Here is an 18,218-nt window from a genome sequence, read left to right as displayed (position 1 = left end):
TCCAACAGATCTATTAACCGATCAGGCAAGTCCCCATCAGCTTGTCGCCCCAGTACAGCTCGAAAGCGTCGCCAGCTACAGTAGGACCCACGCCTGCCGGAGTACCTGTAAATATCACATCGTCTTTCCCTAGCCCGTAGCGCTCGGCGATAAAATCAACAATTTTTTGAAGTGAAAAAATCATGTTTTTAACATTGCCGCGTTGTACTTCCACCCCATTTTTCACCACTGTAAAATCAGTTCCCTCCAGCTCTTCCTTATCTGGAAACGCTATGTAAGGGGTGAGTGGTGCGGCATTTTTAAAGCCTTTAGCTGGCGTCCACGGCAAACCTTTCTTCTGTAGATCATTATGCACATCACGCAGCGTGAAATCCAGTCCCAGTGCCATTACATCTACCAGATCCTCCACGCTCATGCCTGGTGTATAATCACGTGCAATACGCAGTACAAGTTCACCTTCATAATGAATCTGACCCGCATCCTTTGGCAGCTTAATTACTGCTTTATCGAGGGAAACAGCCGCATGTGAGGGCTTCATGAAGATGAGCGGCTCCACGGGCACATTGTTACCCAATTCCTCCGCGTGTAGCTTGTAGTTGCGTCCAACACAATATAGATTATTAACAGCAGCGCACATAAACAGTCAGCTCTCTTTCCCATCGAATTGGATTATTTATACCTTCAGAAAGGTGTCGCCCCATATATCCGGGCGGTTTGTACAGATCATTATATCAGAATGCATGTCGGCTAAGCGACGCATCTCTTTCGCTTTGTTCACAGTCCAAGCCATAATTTCCACCCCACGCTCGGACAAAAGCTTAGCCAGTCTAGGATTCAGCCGCGAGAAGCTAATCGAAAGTAAAGAGCAATCCAGTTCATGCAGCCTGCGTGCAGGATTGCCAAATCTGGAATCAAAGATCAATCCGGTGCGAAAACGGGGATCAATTTCCTTGACTTTTTTTAATGCTCCAGTATCAAAAGAGGTCAAGATCACGTCGTCCCGCATACCTTTTGCAGAAATAAGATCCGTCACCGTCTTCTCAATGCCAGGATACATATCTCCCACTGTTTTCAGTTCAATATTCAGATGCAATCTTCCGGAGGCTAGTGACAGCACCTCTTCCAAAGAAGGCACCCGCTCGCCCTGAAAAGAACGCCCTTTCCAGCTCCCCGCATCCAGACGCCGGATATATTCCCAGTCCATGTTCTTCACCTTGCCATGACCATTGGTCGTCCGGTCTAACGTATAATCATGAATGACAACAGGAACGCCGTCTTTGGAGAGCTGGACATCAATTTCCATCCAGTGCACATAGGGCATGGCAATCGCCATCCGAATGGCTGCCAATGTATTCTCTGGAGCTTTACCGGAAAACCCTCGATGGGCTACACACAAATTGTTCATCATAAGGACCTCCCAGGAACCCTATTTGGTAACTTGAGTGACTTTACCGTCGCTACCGATCTTTACCCGTCCTGCGGATAGAGCTTCTACTCTTTTTAACAAAAGCTTTCCATCCACTTCGTTCATCGGCACAGGCTGTGCTAGCTCGGCTTTCATAGGCTTCAGCTTTAAGGAGCATTGACCTTTTACACTACATTCCGCCTGAAAAACCGCAGTTTCCCAAGTGGCAGGCACTGTAGATCTCGTAAAAATAAAATTCCCGGTGCTGTAGGCAATCCATTTGCCCTTGTATGGCTCCACGCCTTGCAGCACATGTGGATGGCCGCCAATGACAAGATCGGCTCCTGCATCGATAAAGCTATGGCCCAGCGACTGTTGCGTTTTATCATATTGTTCTACCCGTTCTTTACCCCAATGGACCACTACGACCACCAAATCGGCTTTCTTTTTGGCGGCAGCAATAGCCTTCAGTCCTTCTGCACTATCGTATACGGAGGCAAGTCCCGGCTTATTTTTCCCTGCCATCCAATCCGACGCAGGAATCACCCGGGTGAATCCCAGCAAAGCGATCTTAATGCCCTTACGTTCAAAATATTGCGCCGAATATGCTTCTTTACTGTTAAGCCCCGCACCCACATAAGGAATTCCTCTTTCAGCAAGGTGGTTAAGGGTATCCCGCAAGCCTTGCTCTCCTTGATCAAGCGTGTGATTATTCGCCATATTTACTGCGTCCACACCCGCTGTCTTAAGCGCATCCAGAGCGAGTGGTGATCCTTTGAATACAAATTGCTTATTAGTGGCACTTACGCCACCTGTGGTCACTGGAGTTTCCAGATTCAAGATCGTAAGATCATCTTTCTTGAACAGACCCTCCAATGCGGCATACGAATAATCATAACCTTTCTTCTCCAGCAGTTCTCCAGCTTTCCCGGAAAATATAACATCTCCACCAAAATTCAAAGTTACCGTCTTACCAGACGCGTTATCATCTGACGGCAGACCAGACACTACATCATTATTTGCTGCTTCCGAGCTGTCCTCATCCTTCGCAGGGGTCGCTGTCGCTTCAGGAGCTTGTGTTTCAATGATCTCTTCGGGCTCCTTCTGCGGTGTAGGCGTTGGCTCTGGAGTTGCCGTAGGAGAAGGGCTTGGCGTCTCTGTAGCTTCAGGCGTTGCAACTGCAACCACCGGAGGTGCTGTCTGAGGCTGATCACTACTCTCTGGTATAGGCGTAGCTGTCGCTTCTGCTACCGGAGGCGGTGAGGCGCTTTTCTTGTCAGGGTCATTCGTAAAGCTATAAGTCAATAACACGGTAATCATCAAAAGAAGACCTGCATTGATCCAAGCCCAGGCCGTTCTGCGCTTGCGTTTGCTCTTATGTTTGTTCTTTTGTCTAGAACGCGATCGCGGCGGATACATGGTTTCTGTGATCTCCTCTACTCTCAAATTGTTTTTATTATAGCATATCTATCACAGCACCCTACAAATAAGAGAGTCGATAAAAATAGAAAATTTTACTAACTAAAGAAAAACAGTGAAGCGCCTCATGCTTCGCTTCACTGTTTTATTTAGTCATCGTACTCACATTTCATTCATTAGCTGTTTAGCAACGCTTTCCGCAATAAGCTTGGACTGCTTGATGCAATCCGGCATTGCTATGCCATTAAATCCGGCGCCAATGACATACACACCAGGAAGCGAAGCCGCTAATTCTTTGCGGAATTCGGTAATATTATCAAGATGTCCTATAGGATACTGCGGCATGGAATGCTCTAAGCGGGTGATTTCCGTAAATATTGGATTCGCAGTAATGCCCATGATCTCTCGCAAATCTTTAAGCACAAGCTCCGTCAAAGCCTCATCAGGCAGCTGAACATTCTGTTCATCACCAGAACGACCCACATAACAGCGCAAAAGCACCTTATCATCAGGAGCCGTATGCGGCCATTTCGTAGATGTCCATGTGCAGGCAGTAATATTCCGCCCTTCTTTACGAGGCACAAAAAAACCTGATCCATCATATTCGTTAACAATATCCTTTTTGTTAAAAGCCATGACTAGATTCGCTACTGAAACATAATCCACCGCTTCCAGCGCCGTAACCTCCATATGGGGACGAAGTAAGTCAGCAGCCGTAAAATTAGGCGTAGTGATATATACATCATCCGCAAGCAACCGTTCGCCATTCTCCAGCTCTACCTCATAAATAGAAGGACTCCCAACAGCCTGAATAGAAACTACGTTAGATTCCGTCCGTTGTTCTACATCATGCAGCTCATAAATCAGACTATGCACGAGACTTTGCAGCCCTTTGCGGAACGTCAAGAAGGTACTCTGTGTAGTACCTTTCTGTGCCTTTTTATTCTTTCGCCCTGTGCGCATTCCACGAATAAGGCTGCCATACTGTTGTTCTAATTGTCCAAATTGCGGAAAAGTAGCATGCAGGCTAATTTTTTGTATATCTCCGGCGTACATGCCAGAGAGGAGCGGCTCGGTTAAGTTCTCCAGCACTTCAGACCCTAGACGGCGCTCAATAAGCTCACCAAGCGATTCGTCTTCATCATTACGCCGCGGAGGAAGAATAAAATCCATCATCGCACGTATTTTGCCCCCAATCGAAACTAACCCACTTGATAAAAAAGGTTTCAGTTCGGTAGGGATACCGAGTACAAGACCGGTTGGCAGAGGATTAAGCTTGTCCCGCTGCAAGATATATCGCTTCTTAGCAAGAGGGTTAGTGGATACCAGCTCGTGATCCAATTCCAATTCCTTAGCCAGCTCGCACATCTCCGCCCTTTCCGCCAGAAATGAATCCGGTCCCTTTTCAATCACAAAACCATCGCGATGTAAGGTTTCAATCTTTCCACCGAGGTTTTTCTCTTTCTCAAGCAAGACAATATCAGGCTTAATACCCGCTTCTTTATAAAATTTACGAATATAAAAGGCGGCGCTGAGTCCGCTCAGCCCTCCGCCTATGATAACAATTTTTCTTGTGGGGCCAATCATGATTGAGCGGCCTTCATCTGCTCCAGTCGTTTACGAATTACATCGCTCAATACAGACATATATGCGGGATCACTATTCAGTGAGTCAATCCGCATAAGACGCATATCAAGCTCTGCAGCTACGGCTGTTGCCTCAATATCGAGATCGTACAGTACCTCTAAATGATCGGATACGAATCCGATAGGGGCCACCAATACGTATTCCACCTGTTCTTTACTAAGCTGTTGCAGCGTGTCCAGAATATCTGGACCAAGCCACGGTTCAGCTGTGCGGCCAGCACTTTGCCAAGTAAACTGCCAGTTGGTTACGCCTGCTTGAGCTGCAATTGCCTGCGAAGTTTCCAGCAGCTGATCCCGATATGGATCACCCATAGCCAGAATACGTTCTGGAAGACTATGAGCGCTGAATAATACGCGAATCTCATCACTGGTCGCGCCTGCTTCAATATATTGATCCAGCTTCGCCGACACTCTTTGGCTTAACACATCGATCAATTCAGGATGCATATGGTAACTCTCTACAAAACCCATGTCAATCTTGCATGCATCAGCCTTTTCCTGCGCACGCTTGATGTAGCTCCCTACACTCATACTGGAATAGTGTGGCGCCAAAACAATACCCACTGCTTGAGTAATGCCATCCTTCGCCATAGCCTCCACGCCGTCCTCAATAAAGGGACTGGCATGCTTCAAGCCTTGATAGCAGACAAATTCAACATCTGCTCCCGCTTTATCCGCATTTAATGCTGCTTGTAAAGCTTCTACTTGCCGGTCTGTATTCTCCCGCAGTGGGAATACCCCCCCGACGATTGCTTCATAACGGTCGGTTAACTCTTTAAGCTGCTCCGCTGTTGGCGGATTCCCCCGTCTAATATGCGTGTAATAAGCTTTAACATCTTCTAGGCTCTTAGGAGTGCCATACGACATGACGAGAACACCTATTTTTACTGTCACGGATTCCGTCCCCTTTACAATTTAATAGCGTGGAACATATAAATTCTTATATTTTTACGAACGCTGCTTAGCCGTTTCTTGTAATACTTCCTGAGAATAAGCGTGAATATACTCCGTCAATTCTCTAAGTTTGTCTAATGAGGCCTCCGGGAATAATCCATGGCCCAGATTGAAGATATAACCTGGCTCAAGCACACCTTCATCGATCAGTGCTTTCGCGCGTTCTTTCAAGAGGTCCATCGGAGCTGTAAGCAAATATGGATCAAGATTTCCTTGAATCGCAAATTTATTGCCTATTCTGCGTCGGCCTTCAGTCAAGCTAACTCGCCAATCCAGCCCGATTACGTCTGCTTGAAGCTTCGTTAGGCTTGGCAGCAATTCTCCAGAGCTTACGCCAGGAAAGTATATTTTAGGTACATCAAGATCAGATAATTCGGAAAAAATACGAGAAACCGTCGGCAGCACGTACGTTTCAAAATCGCGTGGAGCAAGCGCACCAACCCAACTGTCGAACAATTGGAAGGCTTTTCCTCCACTCCGCACATGACTTCGGAGGTAAGTGATAATCATATCGCCCAGCTTGTCCATCAGCATTTCCCAGACACGGGGTTCACTGTACATTAGCTCTTTCGTACGGATATATCCTTTGGAAGGTCTACCTTCGATCAAATAGCTGGCAATTGTAAACGGCGCGCCTGCAAAAGTGATCAAAGGAACGTCCAGTTCCTTATCCAGAATAGCAATCGTTTCCAAAATGTGGCTCAGATCACCCTCCACATCAATGGGTTTTAGTCTCTCCACATCAGCTGCACTACGGATCGGATTCTCAATCACTGGACCGATATCCTTAACGATATCGAATTTCACTCCGATTGAAGCAACTGGATTCATAATGTCGGAATACAAAATGGCCGCATCCACACCCAGCTTGCGAACGGGCATCATGGTTACTTCTGCCGCCAGCTCAGGCTGCTTGCAGATTTCAAGCAACGAATACTTTTCCTTAATTTTACGGTACTCGGGATCATAACGGCCGGCCTGCCGCATGTACCATACGGGAACGTGCTCCGTGTCCTGCTTTCTGCAGGCGCGGATAAAAGTGTCATTGTAGGTCATGATAAGATCTCCATTATATTTTATTAGATTTTTTTAATCGGCATATCTACTATTATGCCCTTTTTAAAAGCTTGTAACAACTAATACGAAGAGTTTGGAATGACAATCCTATGACATTACTATGACATGTGTTGCACACATGAAGCTGCAAAAAATGATATACTGATAAAATGGCATTTTTTCCGTGAATCATATATTCTCTGAAATTCTTTGAAAGGATGTGAAAGCACTATGAAGAAATGGGAGACCTGGAAGGTCAACCTCTTAGTGCTTTGGTTCGGGCAATTTTTGGTGAATGCTGGAATGACAATGATTACACCCTTCCTGACCTTGTACCTTGCGAAGGATCTTGGTGTCCAGGGTGAACATGAAATTGGAATCTGGGCGGGACTTATTTTTGCCGCAAACTTCTTAACCTCTTTCATATTCCAGCCATTATGGGGCAAGCTTGCAGACAAATATGGACGTAAAATCATGTTGCTGCGTTCCAGCTTTGGCATGGCTATTGTCATGGTATTAATGGGCTTCGCACAATCCCCTTTACAGCTGCTCCTGCTCCGTCTCTTAAACGGTACAATCTCTGGCTTCAATCCCGCCTCCATCGCACTGGTGTCAGGTACTACCCCCAAAGAACGTATGGGCTTCTCCATGGGATTGATGCAATCAGGATCTGTTGCAGGGACAATTCTAGGGCCACTGATTGGTGGCTTACTTGCCGATTTAATCGGATTTCGGCCGATTTTTTATGTCGTTGGAGCCTTGCTCTTTATCGCCTCTCTGCTGGCATTATTTCTTGTTAAAGAAAAATTCGACCGCGCCGAAGCCGCACAAGAGCCACAGGTTTCTGTACTCGCAGGCTTGAAGGAATTAATCAAAATCCCTCAGCTTCCAGCTCTATTCGGTGTAACCTTTCTGCTGCAATTTGCAATGATTAGTCCTATGGCCTTGTTGCCACTTTATGTAGAAAAATTAAATGGACCCGCTGAGAATATAGCCTTCTTGGCCGGGATGGTCAGTGCGGTTACAGGGATCTCCAATATGCTGGCTTCGCCCTTGCTTGGGAAGCTAAGTGACAAAGTCGGCGCACATCGTATTCTGACCTATGCGTTAATTGGCGCTTCACTCTTCCTAATTCCGCAGGCATTCGTAACTAGCGTCTGGCAGCTGATAATTGTCCGTTTCCTCATGGGAGTCTTCATGGGCGGACTGTTGCCCAGCGTTAATGCGCTTATCCGCTCCTATACCCCTGACGGAAAAGAAAGCCGCGCATTCGGCTTCAACAGCAGTACATTGGCACTAGGCAATATGCTGGGAGCTATCTTGGGCGGCTTTCTATCAGGTTACATCGGAATTGAGGGGCTTTTCATTATATCCGGCTGCTTGCTGCTGGTTAATACGATTTGGGTTCGATTGAAGCTGTACAAAGTAACAACACCGCGGTTATTTCGCTAATCAGCTATTTGACCATCGCTAGTGCCAGTCCATCATAGGCAGGCAGACATGTACTGATAAGACGTTCATCCGTGGCGATCATCTCATTGAAGTGGCGCACAGCCAGGATGGCAGGACCATTTCTATCTGTATTTAAGGTACGTCCACGGAGAAAAATATTATCACCCGCAATGATCGCTCCTGGATTGGCCAGCTTGATGGCATATTCCAAGTAGTTAGTGTAGTTCAACTTATCTGCGTCAATGAAAAAGAAATCGAACCTAGCGCCCTCTGCTTCCAGTGCCTTCAGGCTGTCCATTGCGGGTCCTATTCTATACTCCGTAGTATCCCCGAAGCCTGCCAGCTCTAAATTACGGCGGGCAAGCTCGGCATAGTCGGCTCTCAGCTCTAGCGAAGTCAGTGTGCCACTTTCAGAGAAACCGCGGGACAAGCAAATTCCGCTGTAACCGCCAAGTGCGCCAATTTCCAAAATACGCTTTGAGCGAGACAGTCTAACTAGCATGGTGAGCAGTCTTCCGTACCCCGGCTCGACAGACACCGGCGGCATGCCTGCTTGAACGATTGCTTCTTTTACTCGAAGCAGAATTTCGTCCTCTGTATAAAGTTGTTCACTGTATTCTTCTTGCGTAAGCATAAAGATTCTCCTTTGAGGATCCCCCGTTTGCTCATAGTAAGGGATGACGGGGAACATTTTATGATTTATGGAATGCCGGGCATTGTGAAGTGTCCCACATTCCCCTATACTTGTATGGATGCTTTAAAGGACGACAATGTCGTCTCTTCTTATTGTACTGGCTTTTTGTATTTATCTACAAGTTAAACGGAGTTGAGAGTATTTGAGCAAATTACAATTAATCGCTACTGCCCCTATGGGTTTAGAAGCTGTGGTAGCGCGCGAATTAAACGAACTGGGTTATGAGACCAAGGTCGAGAACGGACGAGTATTATTCAGCGGTGATTACATCGATATCTGTCGCTGTAACTTGTGGCTGCGTACATCTGACCGCGTATTGGTTAAAATGGGCCAATTCCCTGCTAAAACCTTTGACGAGTTATTCGAAGGGGTTAAAGCCTTGCCTTGGGAAGATTGGATTCCAGAGAATGGAGAATTCCCGGTTGAAGGACGGTCCCATAAATCACAACTAACGAGTGTACCCGCTTGCCAAGGGATTGTCAAAAAAGCTATTGTTGAGAAGCTGAAGCTTTCGTATCATACAGACTGGTTCCCGGAGAACGGTCCTCGATATGTGATCGAAGTGATTTTATTAAATGACATCGCTTTGATCACATTAGATACCACAGGACCCGCGCTTCACAAACGGGGTTACCGCAGACATGCAACAGAGGCTCCACTGAAGGAAACAATGGCTGCTGCACTAATCCAGCTTAGCCGCTGGAATGGCCATCGGCCCCTGTTCGATCCATGTTGTGGTTCGGGAACACTGTTAATTGAAGCTGCCATGATCGCTTGGAATATTGCTCCAGGACTACGCCGCTCATTTCCATCTGAACATTGGCCAGTCATCCCCAAACATCTTTGGGAAGAGGCGCGCGAAGAAGCTTTCGATGCGGTGCGCGACGATTATCCTTTGCAATTAACAGGTACGGACATTGATCCAGAAGCGATCGAAATTGCTGAAGCTGCCGCCAAGAGTGCTGGACTGTCCGGAGAAATCACCTTCAAAGTGATGGCTGCCGCCAAAGCAAGACCTGAAGGAGAATATGGTTGTATCATTACCAACCCTCCCTATGGGGAACGAATCAGTAATGACAAAGAAGTGGAAAAGCTGACCCGCCAGTTTGGTGAAATGATGATATATCTGCCAACATGGTCATTTTTTGCGATCAGCCCTTACAAGGAATTCGAACAATTTTACGGTCGTAAGGCAGACAAACGCCGCAAACTGTATAACGGACGTATCGAGTGTCAATATTATCAATACTTGGGTCCACTTCCACCTAGAAATCCGAAATAATTAGGATCACCATTGTTTTGAATGCAGAACGGACATCTACCTCGTATGAGGAGGATGTCCGTTTTTCTCCGAGTATAAGACTGTTTTAGTTTAGCGCCTATAACTTTACGCTCATATATTTCTACGAGAAACGTTTATCATCTAAAAAAGACAACAACGTTGTTTATTCTGGTTTTATTTATTTTCTGTGTTAGGAGGTTTTATAATGTCTGGCTTTCCATCAAATCGGAGCAGCACAACCGTAACAAGTACAGTAGTTGCTGTGATTCGCTCCCGATATATCGGTTATCTCCTTTTTCTTGGCATCATGCTGGCCAAGTTATTATTTCTGCATAGTGGGCTGCATGCTCCCAATATAGATATGAACCGGCAGGACAAATGGATTGCTGTAGGTTCAGTCATGTTATTGTCTTTTTGGACCCTGTGGCTTCCCCGCCGGGGACAGACGATAGCGTTGTTAAGTATAAACTTGCTTCTGACACTGCTTATTTATTCGGATATCGTCTACTATCGTTATTTTCAGGATTTTATCACGGTACCCGTATTGTTTCAGGCTGGACAGATGGATGCTCTTGGTGGAAGTATCTTCGCTCTACTGCGTCCTTCCGATCTTTATTTGTTCGCTGACTGGCTTCTGCTTATTGCCTATGGAATCGGAATAGGGTTCTACCACCGGAAAACCCATACATACTTGTCTAATGCCGCCCCTCGCCGTTCTGGGCAATTTCACTCTTATTCTCAAACCGGTTATTCCCGCCGCTCTTCACGCCTGAGAAGAACGCTGAAAAGAAGCGTGAATGGCATCGTTGCTCTGGCGCTAGGTTGCGTGCTAACCTTTGGACCTATACACACCTACGCTACTACCTGGGCTAAAGATCTATTCACTGGCAACTGGTGGAGTCTGGCGATGTATAACGTAACCGGACTAATCGGTTTTCACGGTTATGATATTTACTTATATGCTAAAGATCATCTAGGTCCGCAGCCCGAGCTTTCGCAAGAAGAAGCCACCTCAATGCAGCTCTGGTTCAATAAACAAAACACTGAGCAAAATGCCAATAATGACAGCTTTGGAAAATACAGCGGAAGCAACATCGTTGTTATTCAAGCTGAAGCTTTTATGAACTTTGTAGTTGGACGCTCAATATCCGGCCAGGAGATCACGCCTAATCTGAACGCTCTAATCAAAGAAAACACCTATTTCAGCAACTACTACCATCAGACCTCACAAGGCCGAACTTCCGATGCGGATTTCACGTCCAACGCTTCCCAGTACCCGCTGGTCTCCGGCTCGGTATTTGTCCGTTACCCGGATCATCAGTTTGACACGCTACCTGCTATTTTGAAATCAAAGGGCTACAGTACCAATGCTTTTCATGCGTATGAAGGCAGCTTCTGGAATCGGCAGATTATGTATAACGCGATGGGTTATGACCATTTTTATAACAAAAAAGACTATACAATAGACGAACCTCTAGGCTGGTCTCTGGGTGACAAATCCTTTTTGCGGCAATCCCTCGATATTATGAACACTTCAGAAACGATACAGCAGCCTTTTTATTCATTTTTGACTACACTATCCAGCCATCATCCTTATTCTCTCCCTGCAGATAAACAAGGGCTTGATACTGGAGAGTTCAAGGGCACGATCTTCGGAGATTATTTGCAGGCTATTCACTATACGGATGAAGCTTTAGGGGAAATGGTCAAAGAGATGAAGCAGCGTGGGCTGTGGGATAATACCATTGTTGCTTTCTATGGAGATCATGATAATTCGATCCAGGAGACCTCTTATTACGAACAATTTCTCGGCAAAAGCCTTAACGCACTCGATATGCAGCAAATATTGCATCAGGTTCCCTTGCTCATTCATCTGCCAGGCTCTAACGCCTCTGTCCTTGATTCAGCTCCAGCTGGTCAATTGGATCTTACACCTTCCTTGCTCCATTTGCTGGGGATCTCACGTGATCCTTATTATCTCATGGGTAATAATCTGTTTAGCGGGCATGAGCGTCTTGTAACGCTGCGATCCGGCGCCTATGCCGATGCAAAGCTGTCTTATCTCCCCAGCGAAAATGGGCAATTTGCCAGCGGAACCTGTTATAGTCTCGAAAGCCGCGAAGCCGTTGACGTAGGGGAGTGCAGCATCGGGTATGAGACCAGTAAGCTCCGGCTACAGATCTCCGACGATATCATGAAATATGATGGAATCAAGAAGCTCAAGAACACACAATCTGCACCTTAAGCTTACATCCGGGTAAACGAAGAGACTATCCAAAAAAACTATCGAAAACGGCTGCTGCGATATCCTCTCTATGTTGGACATTTACCACTTGATCGTTGTTGGAAGCACGTTTGGTTTTCCGACTTAAATACGTAAAGTATCTCACTAACGGACACAGCTGACCCTAAACGCAGCATTATCCGAGATTTGGAATGCTAACGGACTCCAGAGCAGCTATTAGCCTAGAAAACGCCGATATGAGCCTCTTTTTAGGGAATAGCGTCACTGGGGTCCGAAATCTTGCTTTAAAGGCTAAAAACAGGCAAATAACGTCATCTGAGTCCGTAACGCCTGTGGGATGGTGGAATGATGGGATGGTGGGCTCGATGAGACGGTGAGATGGTGGGACGATGAGATGATGAGACGGAGAAATGATGGGATGATGGACACGATTGAAGTAAGCCGTCAATGGCCAGAAAACGCAGAGCAGCGATCCTCCAAATTAACAGGAGAATCGCTGCTCTGTTTACTTTTACTTATTCTGAGAATAAAGAGGGATCGACCCTATTATCTTAGTTGATAAGAACTCAGTATTATTTCTGAACGGAGGGCTGTTTGATAAAAGCTTCCGCTTTCTTCAACACTTCATCCTCCGTTGGAGCACTCACATAACGACCATTCACATAAACAAAAGCCCGTTTGCCACATGGACCGCAGTACGACTTGCAGCCGACCTTGATCTCGGCATCAGGTGCCATTTTTTGCAGCTTAGGGATAATACTTTTCAACTTCATGAAATTACATTCATCGCACACTTGTATTTCGTTAGCCATGGAGCAACCCTTCTTTGTGTTCGAAATTTACAGGCGAATGTTTAGTGATCGCCGTGATTACCTTTAGAGGGATTCGTAATGACAAAACCTTCTTGTGGAAGATACAAATAATCAACGACCACGCCATCAAGGAGTGGTTGGCTCGGATCAAGAATAACATCGATTTCTTTATCTGTCGATACTACAACATCGTTCTCTTTAGGCGTGTCCAAGTCCAGTCCGTAGTGAGCATGATCACCGTGTGCATGTGTAATTGCTACGCGCAGCTTCAACTCACTGTTTCCTTCAAGCTCCATTTGTTTCTTTATCACTTTAGCCGCATTGCGGGTAATTTTGACCTTCATCTATATTCCATCTCCTAGTCCGAAAATTAAATACTCAATTACTTATTTTAAAGGTAAATGACATCTAAAAGCAACTATATTGGCTAATTAGCTCTGAAGTTCTTGTCGAAAATGTGCGGTGCTATCTTATTCACCCTGCTGAAGGGTAGGATATTTCCGGCTCATTCGTGACACGAACCAGCCCATTAGCAGCATGGTCACTCCAATATCATCGATCGGAATAAATGGCATGAAGTCCGGCAAGACCCAATAGAGCAGTACTGGAATTGTAAATAACAGCTTGTCCCCCATTGCTACTTTAGGGGAGCGGATGTATTGCCAAGAGCTACTGAAGATATGGGACCATTGTTTTAGTGACAGTATTTTTTTCAGTTTCATGGTGACCCTCCTCCCAAGTAAAAAGGATACAGCCGCGGATAACGTGTAGTGACGACAGCGGCCATACCCTATGGTTTATTTTACGCAAGTTTACTGCAAATGTTTCATAATTATTTCACATTGGAAAGGAGCGTTGCTAATATAAGTCCTGTTTCCAGGGCCATATCTTCAAAATCTGCTAGTGGCAGCGGATTTTTGCCAATCCCAAGCTCCACAGTAAATCCAGGTTTGCGGAAGGTCTGAATAAACCAATCCTTATATCCGGCATCACTTCCCGTCAGCTCCACTGCCCGGTAGCTGCTCGCAACTGCCAGCTGTGCGGCTAATTCACGGCTCTCGGGAGGCTCATACCCCCGGTAGTTCCAATAAATCTCTCCTCCTTGGCTATGCAGAGACACTGCAGCTTCGCCAGGCGCTTCCTCAGCCAGGGCTGCCAGAGCAGCTGCTTCAGGCTCACTCAACGGCTCAGGGCCGCTGTAATCCCGCGGTGAGGGCTGCCTTACTCCCCGACGTTCCCGCTCCTCTTCCCAATGAGCGGGAAATTGATCCCCAAGATCCACACCGCGGATGTTAGCTTTCCAATGCCGGAAGCTGCTTCGTCCACCATTCCATCTCATGAGGTCATCATAAAACGGATGGTCAGGCAAAACCCCTTCCTGAACCAGCTCCACACCATCTGGATTAGCCATAGGCACGACCCATAATGTCCAGTTTTGGAACCAAACCTCAGGGTTATGTCCATTCCATTCCAAGCCTTCAGCATAAGCTGCTGCATACTCCTCTATGAAGGACATCAAGCATGGCGAAGTCAGCCATTCATTGGCATGCAAAGCGGCGTTAACATGCAGATGACGAGTGCCGTTCCCGATCTTGAGTACATGGAGTGGCTTGCCGAGTACGCTCGTGCCTATTGTGGCTGCTTGTATAAAGGGGTATTGGACAAGCAAGCTGTCAATGTCACTCTCAACATCAGCCGGACCGTACTCCCCGCGCAGAAATACCACGCGGTCTGGAATCGGGGGTGGAATGACAAGTATTTTTCCAGGTGTACAGCAGCGCCCTGAGGTCACACCAGGATTAAGCTTTTCCAAATCCTCTAAATTCACATTAAATAATGAGGTTATCCGTTCTGGAGTGTCCCCTTCCTGCACAGCATACCTTTTACGCGGCGAAGATGGCAGAAATAAAACCTGGCCTGGGTATAAATAAGACTGCCTCCCAACCCATGGATTACCTTGAATAACATGCTCAGGAGTTAATCCATGTAGAGCGGCAATTCGGCTTACGGTATCTCCCCTGTTTGCAATATATTGTCGCATTAGGTCTCATCCTCTCGGCCTTAAATTGCTGATACAGCAATACAAAAACAGCGGCATACAGCACTTAACTCTATTGTATGCAAGCGCCACTACCCGGCATGAAGGAGAATTGAATCACAAGAAAAAACAACGTCATCGCCCTTTATAGATGGCAACCATTTCTCATGAAAATAAGGATATTACAGATCCGCAGCGTATAAATGCTTATATTTCAAAAAAACAGACTGGGAAATGTGCTTTCCCAGTCTGTTTTTCTTTTTACACTCCCATGGAGTTTGTCCCTATTCAATTCAACATTGCTCCTGCTTATAACGTGGATACTTGCCACACTACTGGAGTACGTCTAATTTGTTCTCCAAGCCAGTCTCGCGCGATGCTTTGAAACATCTCAGCATCACCGCTGCAGAAGAACTGATGAATTGGACTTTCATCGCCGATGGACAGCTTGCCTTTGTCATATAAAATTGTGCTGATCTCACGAGCGGTCTCATCTGCAGAACTGATCAGCTTGACTCCTGATCCCATAGTCTCACCAATGGGTTCTACAAGAAATGGATAATGAGTGCATCCTAAAATTAAAGTATCGATGTTAGTGTCTTTAATGCCTTCTAGTGCCTCTTCTACGATATCGTAACTTTTCTCTGAGCGGAACTTGCCTTGCTCGACAAGTGGGACAAGCGCTGGACAGGCTTGACTTACAACCTCAACAAAAGGGGACAACTGCTTTAATGCGTTAGTATAAGCTCCGCTGTTGATGGTTCCTACCGTACCGATCACGCCGACATGTCCGCTTTTGGTTGCGCTAATTGCTGCGCGGGCTCCGGGATGAATCACCCCAATTACAGGGATGGAGACCTTCGCTGAGATATAATCGAGTGCCGCAGCTGTTGCGGTATTACAAGCGATAACGATCATTTTAGGATTAAACTGGATCAAATAATCTACAATTTGTTCAGTAAACAGTTGTACTTCCTCGGTCGAACGGGGTCCGTACGGAGCTCGGGCAGTATCTCCGAAATAGATGATCTTCTCCCGCGGGAGTTGCCTCATCACTTCTTTGACAACTGTTAACCCTCCCACACCTGAGTCTAATATTGCTATAGCTTGCTGCACGAACACACCGCTTCCTTCTACTTGTTTTGTGTAGCTTATGTAAGGTGAAAACAAAATGTACCTGGCTTTCAGCCCCAATTGCAGATATTACTCCTTTTGCCCTCTTAGTTCAAGACTAGTCTTCTTCCATCATTTAACAAGCGGGTGCAAACTAATTAAAAAAGCCACCCTCCGCCCAATGCGAAGAAGCGGCTCTATTATAAGAGAATGAGTACTCTTTTACCACTGAAACAGAGGATTTAAACCACGGTCCCATTATAGGATTTCTTTATCAACCTTGTCATCTTGAACGACTTCTTCAAGGCTAACTTCTTCGCTTACATCTTCACTTATAGTGTCCTCAGCCCACTCAGTTTCCACTTCCAAAGTGGCAGCAGCCTCTTCAACTGCTTCTACAGCGTCAACTGCTTCTACAGCTTCTTCTGTAGCAATACCGCTTACAGTTACTGTGATTTTTTCTTCTTCATCAACAGCATTCGCACATGATTTGCTCCATTCCCGAACTTCATGCACTACATGCCCAATCGAATCTTTTGCTTTGTCATAAATCTCAATGCTCTTGTCTCCGGCTTGAACGGCAATTTCTTGAACCTTCTCAATACCAGCGGCAGTTCCTTCAGCAATATCCTTGCGCAGCTCTTTACCTGGTTTAGGTGCGAACAGCAATGCTGTTACCGATCCAACCACACTGCCGACTAAAGCGCCCCATAATAAGCCTTTGGTGTCCTTTTTCATCGTTTCATCTCTCCTTTAAATTCATTGCTCCCCGCTCTACCGGGCTAATGCCTATATCTGCTATATCATAAGCAGCAGGGGATTGTCTTGTGACTAATTATTATAACTTTTCAGAAGTTTTGTCTGTAACATTTTTGGGTACGATAGCGTAGCGGCAGCAATGGCCGCCCTCTGCCATACATTCATTACGTGTGACCTTAGCATCCAGCAGTTCTTCGAAAAGACTATGCTCACATTGGCATGCCTTACGATACTGGGTAGCCACTTGGCGAATCGGGCAATTGTACTCCCTTATGACATATGAGCCATCCTCTTCGCGGTTCCATTCTGCCATATATCCACCGGCATTTTGGATGGAAGATAACTCGGCGACGCGTTCTTCCAAATTCCGCCGTTCCATCATCGGAGCATACTGAGCGAGCATTCGGCGGCGGCGTCCTTCAAATAATGTATTAACAGCATCCAGTCCACTGCCGTAATCCAATTCACGCAAAAGCTCCAAAGCCAAGTTGTGATAACTTTTTGGGAAATATTCTTCGGCTCTCTCCGTTAATGAGTACATATGTAAAGGCCGCCCCATCGCTTGCCGGACCACTTTTGTCTTTGCAAGCCCTTCTTGCTCCAGCTGAAGCACATGACGACGGACACCCATCTCTGTAATTCCCAATTCTTCTGCCAGCGCGCCGATGGTCAGTGTTCCTTTCGTCTTCAGGAGCGTCATAATCATTTGTCTTGTCGATCCGTTTTCCTGCCCCATCTTCATCATAAAGGAACCCCTCTCTTTCACGGCTATCGCCTATTCTATGTGATTCTATCCTATGCTATTATAGCGGTACACTGGCTCCAAGCTCCTGGTCCAAATATTTCCGTACCTCAACGGCAAACTGCTCAAGTACTTCCGAAAGAATGGGGGTAAGTGGATGCAGATCTCCTCTCTCCCAAGCATAATAATCCTGAACGAGTGGCTTACGCAGAGCAACTAATTCTATCAATCTCTCATAAATCACACTTTGACCTAGCACTTTCTCTTCATGAATAATAGAAATTATATCCTCATAACTTCCAGCATCACGCATAATAAACCCGTCAATGAGACAGCTACCAACGTCTGTTACAACCTCTATTGCCAGATGGAGGCAGCGTTCCTGTATTAGTCCGGTTAATGTTGTACCATCCCAGGAAGCTGCTACAGTCCGAAGACCAGCGGTAATATCAGGGATTTGAGCAAGAATGGTTTCGATTTGATTGCGGTTGACATAATACACAGCAATACCCCCATGTCTATAATTGTTAGAGAACCGTCCTAATCTCTACTTACCGCGTTTGCCACGGCGTTTCAGCCAGAAGAACATTACGAAACATGC

General features: G+C 46.2%; 19 protein-coding genes. 4 read left to right on the top strand and 15 right to left on the bottom strand.

Translation table 11 applies throughout. The features are described from left to right. Positions 1-13: 13 nt before the first annotated feature. The 6 genes from NST40_RS10355 to hemE form a co-directional block, all read right to left on the bottom strand. The gene (locus NST40_RS10355) at positions 14-637 is read right to left on the bottom strand and encodes a fumarylacetoacetate hydrolase family protein (RefSeq protein ID WP_036689251.1); all 624 of its coding nucleotides are present in this window, start codon (positions 635-637) and stop codon (positions 14-16) included. Between the two features lie 36 nt (positions 638-673). Continuing rightward, positions 674-1,408: a glycerophosphodiester phosphodiesterase family protein gene (locus tag NST40_RS10350; protein WP_256718962.1), complete on the bottom strand. Its 735-nt coding sequence runs from the start codon at positions 1,406-1,408 to the stop codon at positions 674-676. Between the two features lie 18 nt (positions 1,409-1,426). Further along, a complete protein-coding gene (locus tag NST40_RS10345; RefSeq protein ID WP_076276352.1) occupies positions 1,427-2,824 on the bottom strand; it encodes a CapA family protein in 1,398 nt (465 codons plus the stop codon). 162 nt (positions 2,825-2,986) lie between these two features. Continuing rightward, positions 2,987-4,411 carry a protoporphyrinogen oxidase gene (gene hemG / locus NST40_RS10340; RefSeq protein WP_076276353.1) on the bottom strand — a complete coding sequence of 475 codons (1,425 nt, stop codon included), beginning with the start codon at positions 4,409-4,411 and terminating at the stop codon, positions 2,987-2,989. Then, a complete protein-coding gene (hemH, locus tag NST40_RS10335) occupies positions 4,408-5,364 on the bottom strand; it encodes a ferrochelatase (protein WP_076276354.1) in 957 nt (318 codons plus the stop codon). Before hemH ends, hemG begins: the two co-directional genes overlap by 4 nt. Positions 5,365-5,418: 54 nt before the next feature. Then, complete coding sequence (hemE, locus tag NST40_RS10330) at positions 5,419-6,480, bottom strand: uroporphyrinogen decarboxylase (RefSeq protein ID WP_076125097.1); 1,062 nt, start codon at positions 6,478-6,480, stop codon at positions 5,419-5,421. Between the two features lie 231 nt (positions 6,481-6,711). Between hemE and NST40_RS10325 the strand changes: the two genes are divergently transcribed. Continuing rightward, complete coding sequence (locus NST40_RS10325; protein ID WP_038569803.1) at positions 6,712-7,932, top strand: MFS transporter; 1,221 nt, start codon at positions 6,712-6,714, stop codon at positions 7,930-7,932. 4 nt (positions 7,933-7,936) lie between these two features. On the opposite strand, the gene NST40_RS10320 is transcribed toward NST40_RS10325, so the two are convergent. Continuing rightward, complete coding sequence (locus NST40_RS10320; protein WP_076191324.1) at positions 7,937-8,566, bottom strand: O-methyltransferase; 630 nt, start codon at positions 8,564-8,566, stop codon at positions 7,937-7,939. 202 nt (positions 8,567-8,768) lie between these two features. On the opposite strand from NST40_RS10320, the gene NST40_RS10315 reads away from it, so the two are divergent. The 3 genes from NST40_RS10315 to NST40_RS10305 all read left to right on the top strand — a co-directional run bounded on the left by NST40_RS10315 (position 8,769) and on the right by NST40_RS10305 (position 12,712). Then, positions 8,769-9,908, top strand: a complete 1,140-nt coding sequence (locus NST40_RS10315; RefSeq protein ID WP_036689227.1) for a class I SAM-dependent RNA methyltransferase — start codon at positions 8,769-8,771, stop codon at positions 9,906-9,908. Between the two features lie 205 nt (positions 9,909-10,113). After that, a complete protein-coding gene (locus NST40_RS10310; RefSeq protein ID WP_076276355.1) occupies positions 10,114-12,153 on the top strand; it encodes an LTA synthase family protein in 2,040 nt (679 codons plus the stop codon). Positions 12,154-12,547: 394 nt separating this feature from the next. Continuing rightward, positions 12,548-12,712, top strand: a complete 165-nt coding sequence (locus tag NST40_RS10305; RefSeq protein ID WP_179086991.1) for a hypothetical protein — start codon at positions 12,548-12,550, stop codon at positions 12,710-12,712. A 13-nt stretch (positions 12,713-12,725) separates the two neighbouring features. Here NST40_RS10305 and NST40_RS10300 read toward each other — a convergent pair whose 3' ends face one another. The 8 genes from NST40_RS10300 to NST40_RS10265 form a co-directional block, all read right to left on the bottom strand. Further along, positions 12,726-12,965: a DUF1450 domain-containing protein gene (locus NST40_RS10300; RefSeq protein WP_036689224.1), complete on the bottom strand. Its 240-nt coding sequence runs from the start codon at positions 12,963-12,965 to the stop codon at positions 12,726-12,728. A 41-nt stretch (positions 12,966-13,006) separates the two neighbouring features. Beyond that, positions 13,007-13,309 carry a heme biosynthesis protein HemY gene (locus NST40_RS10295; RefSeq protein WP_036689223.1) on the bottom strand — a complete coding sequence of 101 codons (303 nt, stop codon included), beginning with the start codon at positions 13,307-13,309 and terminating at the stop codon, positions 13,007-13,009. A gap of 126 nt (positions 13,310-13,435) precedes the next feature. Continuing rightward, entirely contained in the window at positions 13,436-13,687 is a 252-nt protein-coding gene (locus NST40_RS10290) for a hypothetical protein (protein WP_076219390.1), read from the bottom strand. A 110-nt stretch (positions 13,688-13,797) separates the two neighbouring features. Further along, complete coding sequence (locus NST40_RS10285) at positions 13,798-15,006, bottom strand: M14 family metallopeptidase (protein WP_076219389.1); 1,209 nt, start codon at positions 15,004-15,006, stop codon at positions 13,798-13,800. Positions 15,007-15,312: 306 nt separating this feature from the next. Continuing rightward, on the bottom strand, positions 15,313-16,119 hold the full coding sequence (gene racE / locus NST40_RS10280; RefSeq protein ID WP_036689641.1) for a glutamate racemase: 807 nt from the start codon (positions 16,117-16,119) through the stop codon (positions 15,313-15,315). A 255-nt stretch (positions 16,120-16,374) separates the two neighbouring features. Continuing rightward, on the bottom strand, positions 16,375-16,854 hold the full coding sequence (locus NST40_RS10275; RefSeq protein ID WP_076276356.1) for a YtxH domain-containing protein: 480 nt from the start codon (positions 16,852-16,854) through the stop codon (positions 16,375-16,377). A gap of 100 nt (positions 16,855-16,954) precedes the next feature. Then, positions 16,955-17,620 carry a metalloregulator ArsR/SmtB family transcription factor gene (locus NST40_RS10270; RefSeq protein WP_038569796.1) on the bottom strand — a complete coding sequence of 222 codons (666 nt, stop codon included), beginning with the start codon at positions 17,618-17,620 and terminating at the stop codon, positions 16,955-16,957. Between the two features lie 58 nt (positions 17,621-17,678). Further along, positions 17,679-18,119, bottom strand: a complete 441-nt coding sequence (locus NST40_RS10265; protein ID WP_076125085.1) for a HepT-like ribonuclease domain-containing protein — start codon at positions 18,117-18,119, stop codon at positions 17,679-17,681. Between the last annotated feature and the right edge of the window lie 99 nt (positions 18,120-18,218).

The sequence above is a fragment of the Paenibacillus sp. FSL R10-2778 genome (assembly GCF_038593035.1).
GTDB lineage: Bacteria > Bacillota > Bacilli > Paenibacillales > Paenibacillaceae > Paenibacillus_AQ > Paenibacillus_AQ odorifer.
This window is presented reverse-complemented; position numbering and strand designations above follow the sequence as displayed.